16 protein-coding genes and 2 tRNA genes are annotated in these 21,244 nt (G+C 65.6%); 10 read left to right on the forward strand and 8 right to left on the reverse strand.

Annotated features, from left to right (window positions below; translation table 11 throughout):
* Positions 1-106: 106 nt before the first annotated feature.
* Both G4223_RS10110 and G4223_RS10115 read right to left on the reverse strand, forming a co-directional pair.
* Complete coding sequence (locus G4223_RS10110; RefSeq protein ID WP_163678770.1) at positions 107-769, reverse strand: response regulator; 663 nt, start codon at positions 767-769, stop codon at positions 107-109.
* Positions 770-870: 101 nt separating this feature from the next.
* Positions 871-2,481: an FAD-dependent oxidoreductase gene (locus G4223_RS10115; RefSeq protein WP_163678772.1), complete on the reverse strand. Its 1,611-nt coding sequence runs from the start codon at positions 2,479-2,481 to the stop codon at positions 871-873.
* 277 nt (positions 2,482-2,758) lie between these two features.
* Here G4223_RS10115 and G4223_RS10120 point away from each other — a divergent pair, with 277 nt between their 5' ends.
* Positions 2,759-4,831, forward strand: a complete 2,073-nt coding sequence (locus tag G4223_RS10120) for a patatin-like phospholipase domain-containing protein (protein ID WP_163678774.1) — start codon at positions 2,759-2,761, stop codon at positions 4,829-4,831.
* Positions 4,832-4,871: 40 nt separating this feature from the next.
* Entirely contained in the window at positions 4,872-5,864 is a 993-nt protein-coding gene (locus G4223_RS10125) for a hypothetical protein (RefSeq protein ID WP_163678776.1), read from the forward strand.
* On the opposite strand, the gene G4223_RS10130 is transcribed toward G4223_RS10125, so the two are convergent.
* Positions 5,861-7,108 (reverse strand): DUF445 domain-containing protein, encoded by a 1,248-nt coding sequence (locus G4223_RS10130; RefSeq protein WP_163678778.1) that lies wholly within the window; start codon positions 7,106-7,108, stop codon positions 5,861-5,863. The genes G4223_RS10125 and G4223_RS10130 overlap by 4 nt on opposite strands.
* Positions 7,109-7,141: 33 nt before the next feature.
* On the opposite strand from G4223_RS10130, the gene G4223_RS10135 reads away from it, so the two are divergent.
* The 6 genes from G4223_RS10135 to pyk all read left to right on the forward strand — a co-directional run bounded on the left by G4223_RS10135 (position 7,142) and on the right by pyk (position 15,057).
* Positions 7,142-8,332 (forward strand): GNAT family N-acetyltransferase, encoded by a 1,191-nt coding sequence (locus G4223_RS10135; protein ID WP_163678779.1) that lies wholly within the window; start codon positions 7,142-7,144, stop codon positions 8,330-8,332.
* Positions 8,333-8,702: 370 nt separating this feature from the next.
* Positions 8,703-9,149, forward strand: coding sequence for a response regulator (locus G4223_RS10140; RefSeq protein ID WP_163678781.1), 447 nt, complete (start codon positions 8,703-8,705; stop codon positions 9,147-9,149).
* 10 nt (positions 9,150-9,159) lie between these two features.
* The gene (locus G4223_RS10145; protein ID WP_163678785.1) at positions 9,160-11,652 is read left to right on the forward strand and encodes an EAL domain-containing protein; all 2,493 of its coding nucleotides are present in this window, start codon (positions 9,160-9,162) and stop codon (positions 11,650-11,652) included.
* Entirely contained in the window at positions 11,649-12,479 is an 831-nt protein-coding gene (locus tag G4223_RS10150) for a fumarylacetoacetate hydrolase family protein (protein ID WP_163678788.1), read from the forward strand. Before G4223_RS10145 ends, G4223_RS10150 begins: the two co-directional genes overlap by 4 nt.
* Positions 12,480-12,714: 235 nt before the next feature.
* Positions 12,715-13,485 (forward strand): FadR/GntR family transcriptional regulator, encoded by a 771-nt coding sequence (locus G4223_RS10155; RefSeq protein WP_241004058.1) that lies wholly within the window; start codon positions 12,715-12,717, stop codon positions 13,483-13,485.
* 126 nt (positions 13,486-13,611) lie between these two features.
* The gene (gene pyk / locus G4223_RS10160) at positions 13,612-15,057 is read left to right on the forward strand and encodes a pyruvate kinase (RefSeq protein WP_163678791.1); all 1,446 of its coding nucleotides are present in this window, start codon (positions 13,612-13,614) and stop codon (positions 15,055-15,057) included.
* A gap of 66 nt (positions 15,058-15,123) precedes the next feature.
* Here pyk and G4223_RS10165 read toward each other — a convergent pair whose 3' ends face one another.
* Complete coding sequence (locus tag G4223_RS10165) at positions 15,124-15,543, reverse strand: DUF4395 family protein (protein ID WP_163678794.1); 420 nt, start codon at positions 15,541-15,543, stop codon at positions 15,124-15,126.
* Positions 15,544-15,675: 132 nt separating this feature from the next.
* Positions 15,676-17,037 carry a TrpB-like pyridoxal phosphate-dependent enzyme gene (locus G4223_RS10170; RefSeq protein WP_163678796.1) on the reverse strand — a complete coding sequence of 454 codons (1,362 nt, stop codon included), beginning with the start codon at positions 17,035-17,037 and terminating at the stop codon, positions 15,676-15,678.
* Positions 17,038-17,223: 186 nt separating this feature from the next.
* On the opposite strand from G4223_RS10170, the gene G4223_RS10175 reads away from it, so the two are divergent.
* Positions 17,224-17,299 (forward strand) — tRNA-Lys (locus G4223_RS10175).
* Positions 17,300-17,405: 106 nt separating this feature from the next.
* Positions 17,406-17,481, forward strand: a tRNA-Lys gene (locus tag G4223_RS10180).
* A 165-nt stretch (positions 17,482-17,646) separates the two neighbouring features.
* On the opposite strand, the gene G4223_RS10185 is transcribed toward G4223_RS10180, so the two are convergent.
* The 3 genes from G4223_RS10185 to pdxA form a co-directional block, all read right to left on the reverse strand.
* A complete protein-coding gene (locus G4223_RS10185) occupies positions 17,647-19,251 on the reverse strand; it encodes a hypothetical protein (RefSeq protein ID WP_163678799.1) in 1,605 nt (534 codons plus the stop codon).
* Between the two features lie 145 nt (positions 19,252-19,396).
* On the reverse strand, positions 19,397-20,227 hold the full coding sequence (gene rsmA / locus G4223_RS10190) for a 16S rRNA (adenine(1518)-N(6)/adenine(1519)-N(6))-dimethyltransferase RsmA (RefSeq protein ID WP_163678802.1): 831 nt from the start codon (positions 20,225-20,227) through the stop codon (positions 19,397-19,399).
* On the reverse strand, positions 20,224-21,204 hold the full coding sequence (pdxA, locus tag G4223_RS10195; protein WP_241004069.1) for a 4-hydroxythreonine-4-phosphate dehydrogenase PdxA: 981 nt from the start codon (positions 21,202-21,204) through the stop codon (positions 20,224-20,226). The genes rsmA and pdxA overlap by 4 nt, the downstream gene beginning before the upstream one ends.
* Positions 21,205-21,244 lie beyond the last annotated feature (40 nt).

The raw sequence follows: 21,244 nt of genomic DNA on the forward strand, positions 1-21,244 counted from the left end.
GCCGGCGGCCATGATGACGGCCAAAGGTGCCGCCGGACGCGGAAGAGGCGGGCGCGGGCGGGAGGCTCTTGCCCGCGACGCGCGGGAAACGGTGGGGCTCTGTGGGTCAGCCGACCCGCCACGCGGTTCCCTCAAGGGTGGACATGGGCGCTTTGCCCGCTGTCGGCAAGGGGGGCTCGTGCGCGCGTTCCAAACGCCGTTCCGGGCCGGAATAGGTCGGGTCGGGGGTGGCCCGGCGGTCGGCTATCTGACGGTGGTGGCGCCGTTCGCTTCCGGGCCAGCGCAGATGGTGGCGGCGGCGGTCGGGACCGAAGAAACTCTCGCATTCCACGAACGGGCGCGGCATGCGCACGATGGCCTGAAGCCGGCTGGCCACCACCTGCTTGGAAAACGGCCGCAGCATGAACTCGGTCGCTCCGGCGTCGCGGGCGCGCAGCACCTCGTCGATGCCGCCATAGGAGGCCACCACCACCACCGGCACATAGCGTTCCGGGCTACCCGGTGAGCGCAGCATGCGCAACACGCCGGGGGCGTCCATGTCACCGGACCAGTCGAGGAAGAAGACGTTGACGCCGCCCTTTTGCAATTCGCCCCAGGCGTCGTCGATCATGGCGACGCTGACCACCCGTTCGCAACGCAGGTCGGACAGGATGTCGTGCAGCAGGCGGCGGTTGGCGAGAGCGGGATCAAGGATCAGGGCGCGACATCCGGCGAAACCGATGCGCTGGTTTTGAAGCATCCGTTGGGCGTTGGGCATGAAGACAGCCATACGAGCCTCCCTCGCAAGCGGACTGTGCCTTATGCCATTCTACCCAAGGTGACGGTGTGCGGGCATTGCGCGCTGTGCGCAGCTGCCATGAAACGGCGCTTTCAGGGGGCGCTTTTCAGTTCGGCCGGGGCGCGGAAGGTGAAATTGGCCGGCGCCGCCATCACGGCGGTACGGGCGCGAGCCAACCGGTTCTTCAACTCGGTCGGCAAGCGGTTTTCGCCGCCGCCGGCGCGGGCGATCTCGACCAGCGACGGCAATCCCTTCTCGCCGCCGGTGATGCGGGCCTCGCTGCGGCGGGTAAGGTGCAAAAGATCGTGGATCAGCGTGCGCTTGCACGCCAGCACCGCCTGTCGCGCCCCGGCCAGCGCCGCCTCGGCCCCTTCCGGGGCGAAGACGGTGACGCGGTGGTGCGGGTCGATGCCGTGTGGCAAAAGGTGGCCATAGGCGGACAATTCCACCTCGATGCCGGTGGTCGCCAGTTCGCGGCCCAACGCCCGGATGGCGCCACGATAATCGGCATAGGCGGCCAGCACTTCGGCGATGGTGCCGGTGTCGGCCGGCGCCGCCACGTTGACGTCGGTGGAAGAGGTCCACGGCTTGAGCTTGCCCGGCGGCTTGACCCGCGCCTTGGTGCGGGCCATGTCGGGCGCTCCCTCGCGGATGGCGCGGAAGGTTTCCATTTCCTGGCCCGAGGAGAAGCCGACGCCGTATTCGATCATCACCCCGCCGATGGTTTCGGTCTCTGGGTCCATCAGGGAAAACAAGACGTCGTCGATGCCGTCTTCCGACCAGCCGGTAATACAGGCCAACTGGTCGGCGCCGGCATATTCGCACGATTGCAGCAAGCCTTGCGCCTTGGTGCGGGCCGGCTCTGGGGCGTGCGCGACGAAGGCTTCAAGCGAGTCCTTGCTGACCAGTTCGACACCGTTGACCACCGTGCCGTTGTTGCCCAGGCGGCCGCCGGCCTCCGGCAGGCTGATCCGGGTCCACGGGTCCAGGTACGACAACAATCCGGCCACCGCGTCCACGTCCGATCCCTGAACCGGCAGGACAAGGCCGAATTCCGAGGCCGGAACCTCGTAAAAGCGGAACACCGCCGCCGCCACCATGCCGGTCCAGCCCTGAAGCCCCTCGACTTGGTCCAAATCCTCGCCGGACAGCACGCGGGCCGGGCCGCCATCGGCCAGCACCACCGCCTCCAGCGTGGAACTGGGGCGCATGCGCATGGGGCCCATGGCACCGGTGGCGACAACGCCGCCCACATAGGCCGAGCCGATGCTGGTCAGATCGACCAATACGCGGGCGGTGGGGCCGACGTGTTCGGCCAGAAAGGAATTGACCTGGGTGAAGGTCAGGCCGGCGCCTGCCGCGACCTTGCCGGCCTGGGCGTCGACCATGATCTGGTTGGTGGCCAACCCTTCGGGCGGGGTTCCTTCGGGGGCCGGTTCGGGGCTCACCGCGCCCTTGGGGCGGATGGCGACGACGCCGGTGAAGCCCGACACCGTTTCCCTCTTGTAGTCGAACGAACCGATGGCGCTGGTCAGGCCGCCGGTGGGCATCACCGCGTAATTCTGGGCCACCGCCTGCGCCACCGCGCCGACGATGTCCGAGGTGACCAGAAGCGCCGCGTCCACAGCCCGGCCGCCATCGTCGGCAAGTTCGGCATGGGGAAGGCTGGCGAAATCGACGGGCTGCGCGGATGCCGAGGTCATGGTCCGACGGTCTTGGGGCGTGGTTCGAAAAAAGAGGGGCGGACCATACCACCAACGACGCGGCGGAATAAACCATTCTATGACGGCGCTTTCGTCGATACGGCCATGCATGCCTCGGCACCGACCCGCACGGGTTGGCAGTCCGTCACCCCAACAGGCGGGAGATCCTGGCCTTGGTTGATGGCGTGCCTTGCCATGCGTATGGATGGTTGTGTCCTGGTGGATTTGCTCGTTCAATTACGCTACCCTTGCGAGAATTTTCTTCAAGGGGGCGGCCATGGCGGATTCCATCTGGCGGCAAAGGCGTCGTGAAGAGCTTATCAAGGCAGAGATGGCCCGGATTGGATGTGCCAGCGCCGATCCTAACAAGTTGGTGGGGTTGGCGTTTTCCGGTGGCGGCATCCGTTCCGCCTCGTTCGCGCTGGGGGTGGCCCAGGCGTTGGAAAAGAACGAGCTCTTGGAGCGCCTGCATTACCTCTCCACCGTGTCGGGCGGCGGGTACACCGGTTCGGCCATCACCTGGCTGCGTCACACCCACAGCAAACAGGCCGAGGCCGACGTGCGTGCCGCCGCCCAGCGCGACAATCCGCCCGACGGTTCGCGTGACAGCACGGCCTTCGCCGGATTGCTGGAGCGTTTCGCCGATTACCTGCGCTCGCGCGGCAACTACCTCGACCCGACCCAGCGCTTGAACGTGCTGTCGCTGTTGGGGATCGTGCTGCGCACCATGCTGGTCAACGCCACCGTCTATCTGGGGGCGGTGGTGGTGGTGCTGGCCCTGGCACGCTGGGCGGTCGGGGCGTTGTTCGGCGACGCCCAAGTGCTGTTCGACGCCTTGCTGGTCCTGGCCGTCGGGGTGGCGGTGGTTCTGGTGCTGGCCGCGTGGTATTTCGCGCTGGGCACCGGACGGATCGGAACCGGCGGCGGCTCGGCGGAAACCGCCCGCTATCGCCTGCGCACCTGGTTCCAGGTGTGGTTCGGGCGGTTGTTGGGGCTGGCGGGCGGTTTGGCCCTGGTCGGCGTGCTGCCGTGGGCCGAGGCGGCGGTCGCCGAGTGGCTGGAACCGGGATTGGTGGGCGCGGTGGGCAGCGTGATCGGCGCCATCCAGGGCTTTGCCCAGTTCCGCAACGCCCAGGCCGGCAAGGCCGGGGAAAAGCTGACGTCGGGCCTGACGCTGTGGTTGTCGGTGGGGGCGGGGCTTTACGGTCTGTTGCTGTTGGCCGACTGGCTGGCCCAAATGCTGTTGGGGGCCGGCGACACCGGAATGGTGGTGTGGGGGGCGCTGGCGCTGCTGGTCGGCGTGCTGGCGGTTCGGGCCAACGTCAACATGGTGACGCCGCACCGCATGTACCGCGACCGGCTGATGGAAGCGTTCATGCCGTCGCCCGAGGACATGACCGGCAAGCGCTCGCGCTTGGCCGAAGCGGCCAACCAGGCGCCCCTGGCCGCCATGTGCGCGGACAAGCCGCCGCTGCATCTGGTCAACACCAACCTGATTTTGGTGGATTCCGCCGACACCCTTTATCGCGGTCGCGGCGGCGACAATTTCGTGCTGAGCCCCGCCTTGTGCGGCGGCGACGCGATCGGATGGGCGACGGCCGCCGATTTCGCCGGCAGCGGCCCCGAGGGGTTGACGCTGGCCACCGCCATGGCGGTTTCCGGCGCGGCGGTGAACGCCCATTGCGGCGGTGCCGGCCAGGGACCCATGCGTAACGCCCTGGTGTCCATGCTGATGACCTTGTTCGGTCTGCAACTGGGCTATTGGGTGTCGCGGCGCGGCTGTACGGCGGCCACCCCCAATTTCGTGCTGGCGGCCAAGACGTCGCTGGTGGGGCGCGGCTTCGACGAACGCGCCGATTTCCTGCAATTGTCCGATGGTGGGCATTTCGAGAATCTGGCCCTTTACGAGTTGGTGCGGCGCCGGGTGCGGACCATGATCGTGGTCGATGGCGGCGCCGACCCGGATTTCCAATTCGCCGATCTGGGCAACGCGCTGGAACGGGTGTTCGCCGATTTCGGCGCCTCGATCACCTTTTCCGGCGACGGGTTGGACGAGGTGGTGCCGACCAAGGGCGACACCTATCCCGCCACCTTGGGGTTGGCGCGCAAGGGGTGGGTGTTGGGATCGGTGACCTATGCCGACGGCTTCCGCTGCGATCTCTATTACGTCAAGGCGACGCTGCGGCCGGACCTGCCGGAAGCCATCTACGCCTATAAAGCGGCCAATTCCGAGTTTCCCCATCAGAGCACCGCCGACCAGTTCTTCGACGAGGCCCAGCTCGAGGCGTATCGCCGCCTCGGGTTCGAACTGGCCGGTGACCTGTCGGATCAACTGGCGGCAACCTTGTAACGGCCCGGACAAGAACGACGGGGCAAGTCAGGAGGCGGGTATGGCACCTTATCTGCGGTTGCTGGCGGCGTTGTCCGCATTGTTCGGTCTGTCCGCCTGTTCCGGGGTGTTGATGGCCCCGGACCTGGCGCTTCGCGATCCTCAGGCGTTGCACGACTGCCAGGGCACCACGTTTACCTTGGTGCGTGACGGCAAGACGGTGAACGGCACGGTTGCCGGCGCCGACGGCAACCTGACCTTGGATTATTACGAATATGTCGGCCGGGACCTGGACAACATCGAACTGCTGCTCGATTGCGGGATGGGACGCGCGCCGACGCCGGAACTCAAACTGTTGCGCGGCCACATGCTGGTGGCGCTGGCGGCGAAATACGCTCAGTTCAACGTCACCGGCCGCGTCGGCCCCTCGGTCAACCTTGGCTTCAAGTCCTATGACGGCATGGAAGACGACGCGGCGGCCATCCTGACCCATGTTTACAACAGCGAACTGGGCATGCGTTACGGATTGGCCCAGTTGACCCAGAGCGCGGTGTTGCCCAGTCCCACGCCCGACGTCGATCGGGTGGTGGAACGGATACTGCCGGTGGTGGTGCTGGCGTTGAAATCCGAGGCGCCCGGCCTCAACCGCGGGCGGACGCTGGTGGCTTCGGCATTGAAGGTGGCGTCGGGCGACATGCTTGAACTGCGCGACGCCGGTCAGGTGGTGGCGGGCGCGGTGGGCAAGGTGCTGGTGCTCGACACCTTGGGATCGGCCTATTTCAAGGATGCCCGGCTGTCCATGGCCATCGCCGCCAATTGCGCGACGGCTAGCGGCTGCGCAACCTGGAAGGCGGGTTTGGCCCAGCCCCTGGACCCGTCATCGAGCAAGTTGCTGACCATGGCGGATGGCGGCGGAGACAAGCTGTTTTCGCTGGTGTGGCAGCAATGGGACGGCAAGCTGTCCCAGGCCTGTTCCGCCCTGGCGCAATTCGCCGGAACCCAGCCGCGTTGCATTCCTACCGATTCCGAGGCGGCAAAGGGCTTCCAGGGTTAACCTAGAAGCCGGGAAATCCCGTGGATGGCCAGTCCCACCAGACCGCCGACCACGGTGCCGTTGATGCGGATGTATTGCAGGTCCGGGCCGACCTGAAGTTCCAGCCGGCGGGTCAGGGTGCGGCCGTCCCAGCGTTCGACCACGCCGGCGATGAAGTCGCCGATGTCGGCCCGGCGCGGGACGGCGACCCGGTCCACGGCCCGGCGCAGCCACCGGTTCAACACGGCCCGCAAATGTTCGTCGCCGGCAAGGCGGGCCCCGGCCTTGCGCAGCAATTGCTCGATGGGGGCCGCCAGCGGGGCGTTGTCGGAAGCAAGCGCATCGCGCAGACGGTCGCGGGCGGCGATCCAGGCGGCGTCCAGAGCCGCGGCCATTTCTGGATGATTCAACATCTCTGCCTTCAACGACTCGCCGCGCGCCACCAGATCGGGGTCGCGGGTCAGCCGGTCGCACCATTCCAGCACCAGGACCTGCGCCTCCAGTCGCCAGGGATGGTCGGGGGCGTGCATTTCGGCCAAGGCGGCGCGTGATCCGTCCACCATCTTGTCCGCCAGCTTGCGGTCGACCCAACGCGGCAGCCATTTCCACGACCGCTCGGCCATCCGCTCGCGGATGGTTTCGCCGTGACCGTCCAGCAAGCCGGCGGCAGCGTCCAGCAACTGGTCGAACAGGGATTGGTGGTGCCCCGATGTCGCCAATGCCGCCACCAGTCGCGCCAGCAACGGTGCCGCCGGCACCGCCGCCAACCCCTGACGCAGGCCGGCGCGGGCCAGCGGGCCGGCGGTGTCGGCGTCGAGCGATTCAAGCAAGGCGGGGGCCAGTCCGGCCAGCCGTCGCGCCAGCCGGGTGGCATTGTCGCCCTGGTTCAGCCAGCGCGCCAGCCAGCCGGCGGCGTCCAGCGAGTCGAGCTTGGCCGCCACCACTTCGGGGGCCAGGAAGTGGTTGGCGACGAACTCGCCCAGCGCCCGGCCGATACGGTCCTTGTTGCGCGGGATGATGGCGGTGTGGGGAATGGGCAGCCCGAAGGGGCGGCGGAACAACGCCACCACCGCGAACCAGTCGGCGACGGCGCCGACCATGGCGGCTTCGGCGAAGGCGCGAACATAAGCCAAGGCGGGCCAGCGATCCTGGGTCAGGCTGGCGGTGACGAACAAAACCACCATCAGCGCCAACAGGCCACCGGCCAGGATTTTCATGCGGCGCAACCGGGTGGCACGGTTGGAATCGGCGAAGGTCGGCGCCATGTTCATTCCCTGGAGCGCGGAAACGGAGGGTCAATGCCCAGTATCCATCTGGCCGGCGCCATGGCCGATATCGACAAGGCGGCGTGGGACACCTGTATGGGAACGGACAATCCGTTCGTCCGCCATGCCTTCCTGGAGGCCCTGGAACGTTCCGGTTCGGCCGTTCCCGAAACCGGCTGGCATCCCCGCCATATGGTGGCGACAGAAGATGACGGCAAGGTGGTGGCCTGTGCGCCCATGTATCTCAAGACCCATTCCTATGGCGAATACGTGTTCGACTGGGGCTGGGCCGAAGCCTATACCAGGGCGGGCGGCCGCTACTATCCCAAGCTGCAATGCGCGGTTCCCTTTACCCCGGTGGCCGGCCCGCGTCTGGGCCTGCATCCCGAGGCGCCGGCGGGGCTGGCGGACGCCTTGCCCGCCGCCATGATCGAGGCGACGCGGGTGCTGGGGGCGTCTTCGGTGCATGTCACGTTCCTTGGCGACATTTCAGCGGAACCGTTCGAGCGAAACGGTTTCGTGCGCCGTCTGGGCCACCAGTACCACTGGCATAACCAAGGGTACGACAGTTTCGACCATTTCCTGGCGGCGCTGTCGTCGCGCAAACGCAAGCAGATCCGCAAGGAACGCGCCGCCATGGCGGCGTCCGGGCTGACGCTTCGAACCCTGGTCGGCGACGACGTCAAGGCACGCCATTGGGACGCCTTTCATCGTTTCCATCAGGTGGTGGTGGATCGCAAATGGGGATCGGCCTATCTGACCCGAGATTTTTTCGACATGCTGTCGGCTTCCGAATTGGGCGGGCAGGTGGTGCTGATATGGGCCGAGGATGATGGCGAGCCGGTCGCCGCGGCTTTCAACATGCTGGGCGGCGACACCCTTTACGGCCGCACCTGGGGGGCGGGGCGGGACGTTCCCTTCCTGCATTTCGAGGCGTGCTATTACCGTGCCCTCGATTTCGCCATCGTCCATGGCTTGGCCCGTGTCGAGGCCGGCGCCCAGGGCGAACACAAGGTGGCGCGGGGCTATGAGCCGGTCGCCACCCATTCCGTCCATTGGCTGGCCGATCAAGGATTGCATCAGGCGGTGGCGCGGGCCGTCGCCGCCGAACGGTTGTCCGTGGCCGCCCACATGATGGCGGTCCTTGATGATGGGCCGTTTCGACAGAACGTCCGGGGGGGGCTTGATCAATGTCAAGAAACCGTTAAAAAGAACGTTGTCTGAGCGGAGTTGACGGAAGTCAACGAATTCATTGGCTCTTTGTGTCAGTCTTCAACCATACCCATTGACGCTCTGCCGAACGCTCCGGGTAAACAAGGCCGGGTCCGCGATCCCCCCTCAAAGCGGACCCGGCCGACTTTGTCTTGGCATGTTTTCTTCTTGTAATGATGTCGAGAAACTTTGGCGGAGGCCGTGCGTCGCGCCACGGTGGAAAATGGGTAGTGACCTTGCGCCTTTCGGCGCGAAGGCGGCAAAAACCCAAAGGAAACGCACGACTCATGCTTTCGGCTTAGCAAGGTCGTTTTCAACGAGCCTGAACGACATTATAGTCCTTGGGATAAGCCCGTTATCCGGGATCTCGAGGAGCCGCCCTGTGAGCTTGCGAACCGCCCCCGAAACCTTCGACATCCTGTTGGTCGAAGACAATCCCGGCGACGCCCGACTGGCGCAGGAAGCGCTGAAGGAAGGGCGGATGTCCAGCCGCCTCAAGGTGGTGGTGGACGGCGTGGAGGCCATGACCTACCTGCGCCGCGAAGGAACCTTCAACGACGCGCCGCGCCCCAATCTGGTGCTGCTTGACCTCAATTTGCCACGCAAGGATGGCCGCCAGGTGTTGGCCGAGATGAAGGCCGACCCGGAACTGCGCCGCATTCCGGTGGTGGTGCTGACCACCTCCCAGGCCGAGCAGGACATCCTCAGGTCCTACGACCTGCACGCCAATTGCTACATCACCAAGCCCGTGGACCTTGACCGCTTCATTTCGGTGGTGCGCTCCATAGAGGAATACTGGTGCTCGGTGGTCACGCTGCCGCCGCGTTGAGGCCATAGCCATGGCAGAGGCCCCGTCCTCACGCCGCACCGTCCTGGTTGTCGAGGACAATCCCGGCGATGCCCGTCTGGTGGAACTGTTCCTGCGCGAGGAAACCGCCGACCCGTTCCGCATCCTCAAGGCGGGGGTGCTGGCCGACGCGCTGACGGTTCTGACGGCGGAACATGTGGACGTGGTCCTGTTGGACCTGTCGTTGCCCGATTCCTTCGGGCTCGCCACCTTGGCCAGTGTCAAGTCGGTGCGGCCGTTGGTGCCGGTGGTGGTGTTGACCGGCACCAAGGACGAGATGCTGGCGCTTGAGGCGCTGCGGCGCGGCGCCCAGGATTATCTGGTCAAGGGCGGCGACGATGGCGAGCTGTTGCGGCGCGCCATCCGCTACGCCATCGAACGCTCGCGCGTCGAGGTGGCGCTCAGGCTGTCCGAGGACCGGTTCCGTGCGGTGTTCCAGAACGCTGGCGTCGGCGTCTTGCTGTCGGCTGCCGATGGCCGTTTCCTGCAAGCCAATCCCGCCTTTTGCACCATGGTCGGCTATGCCGAGGACGAACTGGTCGGGCGGTGTTTCGAGGACATCAGCCATCCCGAGGACGCGGCCCGCAACAGGTCGTTGCGCGACGAGATGCTGGCCGGCGGGCGCGAATCCTACAACCTGACCAAGCGTTACATCGCCAAGGACGGCCGCGTGGTGTGGGGGCGGATGACCGTGACCATGGTCCGTGGCACCGACGACGACGACGAGGCCATCCGCTTTACCGTGACCGTGGTCGAGGACGTGACCGAAAGGAAGCGTCTGGAAGACCACATGCGGCTTGCCGCCACGGTGTTCGAGAATTCCGGCGACGGCCTGTTCGTCACCGACGACCATTGCAACATCGTCCACGTCAACCCGGCCTTCAGCGAGATCACCGGCTTCGAACCCGAGGACGTGCTGGGCAAGACGCCCAAGGTGCTGTCGTCGGGACGCCATGGTCCCGATTTCTACGAGCGCATGTGGGAATCCCTGCGCAATAACGGCAAATGGCAGGGGGAAATCTGGGATCGCCGCAAGTCGGGCGAAATGTTCGCCGGCTGGCAGAACATCGCCGCCGTGCGCAATTCCTTGGGCGAGATCACCAATTATGTCGCGGTCATCAGCGACATCACCTCGCGCAAGCAGGTCGAGGAACGGCTGTCCTATCAGGCCAACCACGATCCCCTGACCCGGTTGCCCAACCGCACCTTGTTCCACGAACGCCTGTCGCGCGCCGTGGCTCGTGCCCACCGCAACCAAAGTCTGGTGGCGTTGCTGTTCATCGACCTCGACCATTTCAAGGAAGTCAACGACACCTTGGGCCATCTGGCTGGGGACATGCTGTTGCAGCAGGTGGCCGAACGCCTGACCGGCGCCACCCGTCAGGGCGACACCGTGGCCCGTCTGGCCGGCGACGAGTTCACCGTGATCCTGGAAGACGTTCAGGACCCGCGCGACGCCGCCGTGGTCGCCCACAAGATCCTGCACATGCTGGTCGAGGATTTCGATCTTGCCGGTCATGTGGCCCATATCAGTTCGTCCATCGGCGTGGCCCTTTATCCGGTGGACGCCGGCGATTCCCAAACCCTGATCAAACTGGCCGACGCCGCCATGTACCGGGCCAAGCACCTGGGACGCAACGGCTGCCAGTTCCATTCCGAGGCGGTCAACGCCCAGGCGTTCGAGCGTCTGGCGTTGGAGAACGCCCTGCATCAGGCGTTGGACCGGGGCGAATTCGCCATTCATTACCAGCCCATCTTCGATTTCCGCACCGGCCGGGTGGTGGCGGTCGAGGCCTTGTTGCGCTGGCGCCATCCCGAGGTGGGCATGGTGGTCCCCGGCCAGTTCATCGCCCTGGCCGACGAAACCGGGTTGATCGTGTCCATCGGCCGTTGGGTGCTGAAAGCCGCCTGTACCCAGGTCAAGGCATGGCGGGATGCCGGCTACGCCGACCTCAGCCTGCACGTCAACGTATCGGGGCGCCAGTTGCGTGAGCCCGGTCTGGTGGAACAGATCGCCGAGGCACTGGAACAATCGGGGCTTCCGCCGTCCGCCCTGGTGCTTGAAGTTCCTGAAGCCAGTGCCCTCGACAAGGGGCACGATCCGGGCGCCATCTTCGCCCGCTTCACCGCGCTGGGCCTGGGGCTGACCATCGACGAGTTCGGTTCGGGCTATTCCTCGTTTGCGTTCCTGCGCCGCCTGCCGGCCAACGCGCTCAAGGTGTCCCAAGGGTTCGTGCGCAACGTCGCCAATTCCTCGGACGATTCGGAAATCGTCACCGCCATCGTCGCGGTGGCGCGGGGCCTGCACATGAACGTCATCGCCCCCGGTGTCGAGACGCCGGAACAATTGTCCTTCCTGGCGTCGTTCGGTTGCGATCAGGTCCAGGGCTTCTTGCTGGCGCGTCCCATGCCCGCCGACGAGGCGACGGCGTTCCTGGCCCGTCCCGAACCGCCCACCGCCCTGGTCCGCAAGGTGACGTCGTGAAGCTGGTACGGTGGGGGGCGCTCGGACAGGAACGTCCGGGAATGGTCGATCGCATGGGACATGTGCGCGACCTCTCGTCCCATTGCACCGAGATCGGCCCCGACATGCTGGCGCCCGAGCGTCTGGCGCGGTTGGCCGCCATCGATCCGCAGACCTTGCCCCTGGCCGGGTCCGATTGCCGTCTGGGCGTGCCGTTGACCGGCATCGGCAACCTGATCGGCATCGGGCTCAACTATCGCGACCATGCCGCCGAAACCGGGCTGGCCCTGCCGGCCGAGCCGGTCGTGTTCAGCAAGCACACCGGGGCGCTGTCCGGTCCTTTCGACGACCTGAACATTCCACCGGGAACCGCCAAGCTGGATTGGGAAGTCGAGGTGGCGGCGGTGATCGGCCGCCCGGCGTGGCAGGTGGATGAGGAACAGGCCCTTTCCCATGTGGCCGGCTACATGACAGCCAACGACGTTTCGGCCCGCGACTGGCAAATGGAACGCGGCGGCCAATGGATCAAGGGAAAGTCTGGTCCCGGTTTCTGTCCGCTGGGGCCATGGCTGGTGACGGCGGACGAAGTGCCGGATCCTCGGTCCTTGCGTCTGACCACCCGCGTCAACGCCCGGACGAAGCAGGACGGAACCAGCGCCGACATGGTTTTTCCAATGGCTTTCCTGGTGTCCTATCTTTCGCGCTTCATGCGTCTGGCGCCGGGCGACGTCATCTTGACCGGCACGCCAAAGGGCGTCGGCTTGGGGCGGGGCGAATTCCTGATGGCCGGAGACCTGTTGGAAGTCGAGGTCGGCGGTCTGGGCCGCCAATGCGTCCGTGCCCGCTGATCCGTCCGCTTAATTGGCGGTTGGGCGGTCTTCTCGGGCTTTCCCTAGAGAAATTCCAAGGGAAGTAGGGAAATCAAAAAAACCCTGGGTTGATGTCTTTGCGTGTCCCCCTCATCGTCAGAAGTGGGGGATACGCGCAATCCCTTGTTTAGGTAACTGTTTCAGTTGCTCTTCGTATCGCGCATAAGGCGAGATGCCCTTGACTTTGTGGCGTCGCCTGCCGCAGGATTCTTTTATGCCTGCCAAGATGAACACTCCCTCCACCACCGCTTCGCCTTCGTCTCGTCCCGTCCCGTGCCAACGGGTTTCGGATCGCGTCGCGGATCGTCTTCTGGCCCGCATCGCCTCGGGCGAGTGGGCTCCCGGACAACGATTGCCAGGTGAACGGCAATTGGCCGAAGAAATGGGCGTCAGCCGCGTGTCGGTTCGCGCCGCGCTGCAAATGCTCAAGACCCAAGGGTTGGTCGATGCGGTTCAGGGCGGCGGTACCCGTGTGGTGTCCAACGCCCAGCGCATGGATTCGGGGTTGGCCAGTCTGGTGCGGGTCAACCAGGACAATCTGGCCGATCTGGCGGAAATTCGCGGTATCCTCGAGGTGTGGGCGGTTCGCCGCGCCGCCGAGAACGCCAGTCCCGAGGCGGTCGCCGAACTGGCCGAGATCATGGTCGCCACCGAAGCCGACATCAACCGCGGCAAGCACAAGACGGAAAACGACATCCGTTTCCATCTGGCCATCGCCAAGGCCTCGGGCTCGGCGATCTACATGCATGTGATGGGGCTGTTCCGCGGCATCTTGCATGAGATGCTGGATTATCATCGCTACGAGATGTTCTCGAGCAACGAGGACGACCTGACCATCCTTGCCCACCACCGGGCCATCTTCGAAGGTATCCGGGGACGCGATCCCCACGGTGCCGAGCGGGCCATGCAGACCCATCTGGGCTGGGTGGTGGCGCGTTACCGTGAACGGCAAAGAATGCGTCAGACCTCGCTACCTGGCGGCTAAAGCCCGTTCATTTCGCCATGGCGGCCGCGCGTCGATGTCACGCGGGCGCGGTATGCTGTTCGCTTTTCCTCTGCTATGGTGCGCCACCTGCCCCCCTGCGGCCATCATCCAGAGGAAGATTTTGCGATGCGCAGAACACGAAATGCCAAGATCATTGCGACGTTGGGGCCGGCGTCCTCGACTCCCCAGGCGATCGAAGGGCTGTTCGTTGCCGGCGCCGACGTTTTCCGGCTGAACTTCAGCCACGGCTCCTATGCCGATCATCAGGCCCGTTACGATTCCATTCGCGAGTTGGAGAAGCGCTTGCGCCGCCCCATCGCCGTGCTGGCCGACCTGCAAGGCCCCAAGTTGCGGGTCGGCAAGTTCGAAGGCGGCAAGGTTCACCTGGAAAGCGGCGCGCCGTTCCGTTTCGACCTGTCGCCCGAGATCGGCACCACCGAACGCGCGCCGTTACCCCATCCCGAAGTGTTCGCCGCGCTTTCGGTAGGGACCGAGGTGTTGCTTGACGACGGTCGCCTGCGGATGCGGGTGGAAAAGCACGGCGCCGACTTCGCCGACGTGCGTGTGTTGGTCGGCGGCGACCTGTCCAACCACAAGGGCGTCAACGTCCCCAACGCCTTCCTGCCCATTTCCCCGCTGACGGAAAAGGACAAGGCCGACCTGGACTTCGCCGTGGCCATGGGCGCCGATTGGATCGCCCTGTCGTTTGTCCAGCGGCCCGAGGACGTGGCCGAGGCGCGGCGCCTGATCGCCCAGAAGGTGGGCGCCCGTGTGCGGCTGTTGTCCAAGCTGGAAAAACCCCAGGCCATCGAGCATCTGGACGAGATCATCGAGATGAGCGACGCCATCATGGTGGCGCGCGGCGACCTGGGCGTGGAATGCCCGCCCGAGACCGTGCCGATCCTGCAAAAGCGCATCGTCAAGGCCTGTCGCGCCGCCGGAAAGCCGGTGGTGGTGGCAACCCAGATGCTGGATTCCATGGTCCATTCTCCGGCTCCCACCCGCGCCGAGGCGTCCGACGTCGCCACCGCCATCTATGACGGTGCCGACGCGGTGATGCTGTCGGCGGAAACCGCCGCCGGCGACTATCCGGTGGATGCGGTCACCATGATGGACCGTATCATCAACCGGGTGGAACAGGACGAGCATTACCGCCTGATCATCGACGCCTCGCGCTCGGCACCCGAGAACACCACACGCGACGCCATCTCGGCCGCCGCCCGTCAGGTGGCGCAGACGCTGAATTGTGCCGCCGTGGTCACCTTCACCTCGTCGGGTTCGACCACGTTGCGGGCTGCCCGCGAACGTCCCGACCAGCCGATCATCAACCTGACCTCGGATATCGAGGTGGCGCGCCAGCTGGCCCTGGTGTGGGGGGTGCATTCGGTGCAGACGGCGGAGGTGCGCAGCTTTTCCGAGATGGTGCAGAAATCCTGTCGGGCCGCCCAGCGGGAAGGGTTCGCCAAGGTGGGCGACCGCATCGTCATCACCGCCGGCGTGCCGTTCGGTTGTTCCGGCACCACCAACATCTTGCGTGTCGCCGAAATCGACGACGGCGGCGAGGTGATGTAGGGATATTGAACGCAAAAAAGGCCGGGAAGCGATGGCTTCCCGGCCTTTTTCTCTTTGGGGAAAGCCTCAGGCTTCCTTGACGCGGTAATACAGGGTGTAGGCCCAGCAGGCAGCGCAGAAACCGGTGGCCAGATCCAGGAAGGCGAAAACCAGGATGGCGTAGCCGGGGATCATGCCGATGCTCGACCCCGCCAGCCAGGTGCCCAGCATGGCCGAGCCGGCGACGAACGCGATCTTGTCGGCGAACATCTTGGAACCGGCGTTGACCGTCTTGCTCCAGCCGAGCTTGGCGGTGATGCGTTCGAACAGCTTGTAGGACAGGCAGCGGTGCGGCGAGATGAAGCCACGCACCAGGCCGCCGATCACCAGCACGGCGGCGATCCATTTGTAGGGGGTGAACAGATAGATCGCGGCCGTCAGGAAGCTGACGGTGGCGACGAAGCGATAGGCGTTGGAACAGACGGGCGCGATGTCGAAGCGCAGCATGGCGGACCTCGGTTAATTAGGTTGACCTAATATAACCTGGATCTAATTAATGAGTCAACATATGCGCGTGGTCGCGAAGCGGCCGCCACGTCACCGGGAACGTGGCGGCCTGCTCGTGTCGGATGGCCCGTGTCACCCCACCTGCGGCAGGGCGTCCAAGGCTTCCTTGAGGGCGGCTTCCTCGAACGGCGCGTCCACCAGCTTGCCGGCGAAATAGTCGGTATAGGCCTGCATGTCGAAATGGCCGTGGCCCGACAGGTTGAACAAGATGGTCTCGGCCTTGCCCTCGGCCTTGCAGCGCAGGGCCTCGTCGATGGCGCCCCTGATGGCGTGCGACGATTCCGGGGCCGGCACGATGCCTTCGGCGCGGGCGAATTGGACGGCGGCGGCGAAACATTCGGTCTGCCAATAGCTGCGGGCCTCCATCAGCCCCAGTTCCTTGACCTGGCTGACGATGGCCGACATGCCGTGGTAGCGCAGGCCGCCGGCGTGGCTGCCCGGCGGCATGAAGGTGCTGCCCAGCGTGTGCATCTTCATCAGCGGGGTCAGGTGGCCGGTGTCGCCGAAATCATAGGCATAACGGCCGCGCGTCAGCGTCGGGCACGACGCCGGCTCGACGCCGACCACGCGGGTCTGACGGCCGCCCTTGAGGTTCTCGCGCACATAGGGGAACGCCAGACCGGCGAAGTTGGAGCCGCCGCCGGTGCAGGCGATGACTACGTCGGGATAGTCGTCGGCCATTTCCATCTGCAACAGCGATTCCTCGCCGATGACGGTCTGGTGCAGACAGACGTGGTTGAGCACGCTGCCCAGCGCGTAGTTGGTGTCGGGGCGGCTGGCGGCCACTTCCACCGCTTCCGAGATGGCGATGCCCAGCGACCCGTTGGTATCCGGGGTCTTTTCCAGGATGGCCCGGCCGGCGGCGGTCAGGTTGGACGGGCTGGGGATGCAGCGCGCGCCGTAGGTTTCCATCAGGGCGCGGCGATAGGGCTTTTGGTTGTACGAGATCTTGACCATGTAGACCTCGACCTCAAGCCCGTACAGCGAGCCAGCGAAGGCCAACGAGCAGCCCCACTGGCCGGCGCCGGTCTCGGTCGACAGCTTCTTGATGCCTTCCTGCTTGTTGTAGAAGGCCTGAGGCACCGCCGAATTGGGCTTGTGGCTGCCGGCGGGGGAAACGCCTTCGTACTTGAAGTAGATGCGGGCCGGGGTGTCCAACGCCTTTTCCAGCCGTCGCGCGCGGATCAGCGGCGCCGGACGCCACAGACGATAGACCTCGCGCACCGGTTCGGGAATGTCCACCCAGCGTTCGGTGGTCATCTCCTGTTCGATCACCGCGCGCGGGAAGATGGCGGCCAAGTCGTCGGCGCTGGCCGGCTTCAACGTGCCGGGGTGCAACGGCGGCGCCGGCGGTTCGGGCAGGTCGGCGGCCAGATTGTACCAGGCCTTGGGCATCTTCTCCTCGGGCAGGAGATACTTCACGGAATCGGTCATCGTCGGCGGGTCCCTTTGGGTTGCTCCCTTTGCTGATCCGTGTTTTACCCCGCGCCTTACGCCTCGCCAAGCATCGTCGCCGGACTGGAGAAAGAATGCTGTTTCGTGCGCATTTTCCCTCTTGCGCGGTGGGGAAGTTCGACGTATAAAGCCGGCCTTCACGGCGGAAACACTCCGTCGCACTTGGGGCGCATAGCTCAGTTGGTAGAGCAGCTGACTCTTAATCAGCGGGCCCAAGGTTCGAGTCCTTGTGCGCCCACCAAGTTCAGGAAGGCCCGGTCCGTCAGGACCGGGCCTTTCGCTTTTGGGGCGTGATTTTCCACTTGCATCGAAAACCCGCTGCCCCTATAAACCGGCCTCCGCATTGCGGGCGCATAGCTCAGTTGGTAGAGCAGCTGACTCTTAATCAGCGGGTCCAAGGTTCGAGTCCTTGTGCGCCCACCAAGTTCAAACCCCCGGAAATCCTGGATTTCCGGGGGTTTCTCTTTGCGAACAACGTGAGAACGTTAGGGCGTTGTTAAACTCCGTGAAAGTCTAACGTTAAACTTTGTCGTTCCTGGCGTGTTCCGTGCGGCTCGTCATTTCGTGGTACTCGCCGCCACGCATCGTTCAGCCGATGCGCCCCAAAGCCCCGCCGCCGGCACCGGGGGGCGGTGGCGGCGCGCCGATGTTGGCGACCGCCTTCATCATCTTTTCCACCTCTTCCTGGGCCTTGTTCGCCGTTTCGACGATGGGGGCGAAGCCGGTTTCGGTCGCCACCCGTTCCAAGAGCGCGCGGACATGCACCAGTTCGGTCAACGCCCGTTCCTTGTTGGCGGGCAGCAACGGTGCGATCTGTTTCTTGATCCGCATGGGGATACGGCGCAGCAATCCCATGCGGCGGTTGGACAGCACCTTGAAGTTCATCACCCCGGCCAGGATGTCGGCGTGGTAGCCGGGGTGCAGCGCCTCGAACAGATATTCGATCAACTCGATCTCGCCGAACTCCAGGATCAGGAAGGTGCGTTGGGTTTTCTGCCAATCGGCGATGAAGGTGCCCACGTCGGCCAGCCGTTGCGCCAGTTCCGCCTCGAACTCGCTGGGCGACAGCATGCGCCACGCCTTGGCCATGGACATGGGCAGCTTGCCGGGCAGGCCGAACTGACGCGACAGGGCCTGGGCCACGGCCAACAGGGCGCGGCTGGAACTGTCGGCGGTGTGTTTGGGCCAGCACGTGTAAAGCGCGTCCAGCGCAGCGAAATCGTTGGACGGCGGCGGGTCGGCCAACAGGCGCGCCAGGGCGTCCAAATCGTCGGGAAGCGTGGCGTCGCCCTTGATGGTCGGTGGGGTTCCGGGCGCGGCGTGGGCGGCGATGACGGCGTCGACCAGGGCGATCCACTGGGCGGTATCCAGGGGAGAGGCCGGTGCGGTGTCCTGGACTTGCTCCGGTTCCGTCGTTTCCGTCGTTTCCGCCGGTTCCTGGGGAGGTGGAGGTTCGGCTTGCGGTGCTGGGGTTTCCGGTTCCGGCGCCAAGAAATCGTCAGTCAAGATCAGTTCGTCGCCGGCTCCGACAACTTCCGCCTCGCTGCGATCCTGGGCCTCGGCCAAGGCTTGCAGCGCCGACGCGACGGTTGCCAGCGCCGCCAAGGTTTCGTCGACGTCTTCTTTCGGCACGAGCTCCGGTTCCGGTTCTGGCTCCGGGACGAGGAAATCGTCGGTCAGTACAAACTCGTCGTCCGACTCTGTTGCTTCTTCCTCCACGGCTTCAGGCGCGGTGTCGGCGATTTGGAAGTCTTCGGTCAGGACCAGTTCGTCGTCCTCGCCAAGGTCCCTGCTTTCCTCCACCGGCTCAAAAGGGGCTGGCTGGGGGGGAGGATTGTCTTCGGCCTCGGTCATGTGCCGCAAGGCTTCGACAATGGAAGACAACGCCATGGTGGTGGGGTCGGCGTCGGCGGCCAGTGGGGAGGCCTCGGGATCGGGTTCCGGCTCCGGCTCCGGCTCCGGCTCCGGTTGTGGAGCAGGCGCTGACGGAGGCTCGGGTTCGGCCGCCGGCCAGCCGTTGGCAGGCCGTTCGTCGGGCACGGCGACTTCGGTCAGCAAAAGAGCCGGCTCAAGGTCCGGGCCGTTGTCGGTCGGTGCCGGCTCCAGCCCGGACAGCAGGTCTTCCAGGCTGTAAGGGGCGCCATCCTTGGCGAACGCCGCCGGGACGTCCTCTTGCAAGGCATGGTCCAGCATGTCGGCAAGCTCGTCCGCCGACGTTCCGATAAGGTCTGCCGTTCCATGGGGGGAGCGAGGGCCGGGCGGTGTCGTCATGGCGTCAGCATAGCCGAGCCCTACGCCAGCGACCATGGAAGAATGGCGGAAATCATGGCGACAGCGCTTAGGGAAGGTGGTTGGCGTCGACCGCCCGGGCCAGGGCGCAGAACGCTTCCACCGGCAATTCCTCGGCACGGGCGGTGGGCGGGATGCCGGCGGCGGCGATCAACGTCTCGGCGTCGCCCAGTGCCTTCAGGCTGGAGCGCAACATCTTGCGGCGCTGGCCAAAGGCGGCGGCGGTCACCCGCTCCATGGTCTCGAAGCGGGCGGGGGCCAGGGGGGTGGCACGCGGCACCAGTTTGACCACCGTGGACATCACCGCGGGCGGTGGGGTGAAGGCGCGCTTGTCCACATTGAACAATGGGTGCACCTGGCACAGCCATTGGGTGATCACCGATAGGCGGCCGTAATGGGGGCTGCGCGGTTCGGCGGCCAGACGGTCGACCACCTCTTTCTGGAACATCAAGGTCATGCTTTCGAAGGCAGTGGCCTGACGCAGCCATTGCAGCAACAGGACCGTCGAGATGTTATAGGGCAGGTTGGCGACGATGCGGCGCGGCGCGGTTCCCAAGGTGGCGCAGTCCACCTCGAGGGCGTCGGCGGCGATGATGGTCAGGCGGCCGGGATAGGCGGCGGCGATTTCGTTCTGGATGGCGATGGCGCGGTCGTCGCGTTCTACGGCGATGACCTGGGCGGCGCCGGCATCCAGCAACGCCCGTGTCAGGCCGCCGGGACCGGGGCCGATCTCGATGCAGGTTCCGGTTTCCAGCTTGCCGGCCCCGCGCGCGATGCGGCCCGTAAGGTTCAGGTCGAACAGGAAGTGTTGCCCTAGCGACTTGCGCGCCGCCAACCCGTGGGCAGCGATGACGTCGCGCAACGGCGGAAGCGGGCTCACGGCGCGTGTCCTTGTCGGTTGGCGGCGATGGTGGCGGCCAGACGCAGCGCTTCCATCAGGCTGGTCTCGTTGGCTTGGCCGGTGCCGGCGATGGCGAAGGCGGTGCCGTGGTCGGGCGAGGTGCGCACGATGGGCAAGCCCAAGGTGACATTGACACCTTCGTCGAAACCAAGGGTCTTCAACGGGATCAGGGCTTGGTCGTGGTACATGCACAAGGCGGCGTCATAGCCGGCCCGCGCCGCCGCGTGGAACATGGTGTCGGGTGGCAACGGCCCGGTGGCGTCCACTCCTGCCGCCCGCAATTCAGCCACTGCCGGGGCGATGATGTCGATTTCCTCGCGTCCCATGGCGCCGTCCTCGCCGGCATGGGGGTTGAGGCCGGCCACGGCCAGACGTGGGTTGGCGATGGCGAAATCGCGCCTCAGCGCTTCGTCGGTGGCCAGACCGGCGGCGACGATGGCGTCGCTGGTCAGGGTGCGGATCGCCTCGGCCAAGCCGACGTGAATGGTTACCGGCACCACACGCAAGGTGCGGCATGCCAGCATCATCACCTCGTCGCCCTGGCATTCGACCAGATGGGCCAGGAACTCGGTGTGTCCGGGGAAATGAAAGCCGCCTTGGTACATCACCCCCTTGTGGATGGGGTTGGTGACCATCGCCGACGCCTGGCCATCCTGGGCAAGCTCGACCGCGCGGGCGATCGAGGCGCGGATGGATGCCGCGTTGGCGATGGCCGGCCGGCCGGGCTCGACGCTTTCGGCCAGGGGCTGCGTCAACACCGGCAGCGCCCGATCAAAGACGGCCGTGGCGTCGGCGGCCGAATCGACGGCGACCACCGGCACATCCCATCCCAGGCGCCGGGCCAGGGCTTGCAGCCGAGACGGGTCGTCGATGGCGAAGAAGGCCGGCAGGTTTTCGGACCGGCGCAACCACGCCTTGAGGGTGATTTCGCCGCCGATGCCGGCGGGTTCGCCCATGGTTACCGCCACCGGCGGCGGCAGGTTCCCTTTCAGAGGC

Source organism: Magnetospirillum aberrantis SpK (genome assembly GCF_011022235.1).
Lineage (GTDB): Bacteria > Pseudomonadota > Alphaproteobacteria > Rhodospirillales > Magnetospirillaceae > Magnetospirillum > Magnetospirillum aberrantis.

What these genes read in the sequence shown, in the direction of transcription:
- G4223_RS10110 (WP_163678770.1), bottom strand. Translation starts at nt 769, where the DNA reads ATGGCTGTCTTCATGCCCAACGCCCAACGGATGCTTCAAAACCAGCGC.
- G4223_RS10115 (WP_163678772.1), bottom strand. Translation starts at nt 2,481, where the DNA reads ATGACCTCGGCATCCGCGCAGCCCGTCGATTTCGCCAGCCTTCCCCAT.
- G4223_RS10120 (WP_163678774.1), top strand. Translation starts at nt 2,759, where the DNA reads ATGGCGGATTCCATCTGGCGGCAAAGGCGTCGTGAAGAGCTTATCAAG.
- G4223_RS10125 (WP_163678776.1), top strand. Translation starts at nt 4,872, where the DNA reads ATGGCACCTTATCTGCGGTTGCTGGCGGCGTTGTCCGCATTGTTCGGT.
- G4223_RS10130 (WP_163678778.1), bottom strand. Translation starts at nt 7,108, where the DNA reads ATGGCGCCGACCTTCGCCGATTCCAACCGTGCCACCCGGTTGCGCCGC.
- G4223_RS10135 (WP_163678779.1), top strand. Translation starts at nt 7,142, where the DNA reads ATGCCCAGTATCCATCTGGCCGGCGCCATGGCCGATATCGACAAGGCG.
- G4223_RS10145 (WP_163678785.1), top strand. Translation starts at nt 9,160, where the DNA reads ATGGCAGAGGCCCCGTCCTCACGCCGCACCGTCCTGGTTGTCGAGGAC.
- G4223_RS10155 (WP_241004058.1), top strand. Translation starts at nt 12,715, where the DNA reads ATGCCTGCCAAGATGAACACTCCCTCCACCACCGCTTCGCCTTCGTCT.
- pyk (WP_163678791.1), top strand. Translation starts at nt 13,612, where the DNA reads ATGCGCAGAACACGAAATGCCAAGATCATTGCGACGTTGGGGCCGGCG.
- G4223_RS10165 (WP_163678794.1), bottom strand. Translation starts at nt 15,543, where the DNA reads ATGCTGCGCTTCGACATCGCGCCCGTCTGTTCCAACGCCTATCGCTTC.
- G4223_RS10170 (WP_163678796.1), bottom strand. Translation starts at nt 17,037, where the DNA reads ATGACCGATTCCGTGAAGTATCTCCTGCCCGAGGAGAAGATGCCCAAG.
- G4223_RS10185 (WP_163678799.1), bottom strand. Translation starts at nt 19,251, where the DNA reads ATGCTGGACCATGCCTTGCAAGAGGACGTCCCGGCGGCGTTCGCCAAG.
- pdxA (WP_241004069.1), bottom strand. Translation starts at nt 21,204, where the DNA reads ATGGGCGAACCCGCCGGCATCGGCGGCGAAATCACCCTCAAGGCGTGG.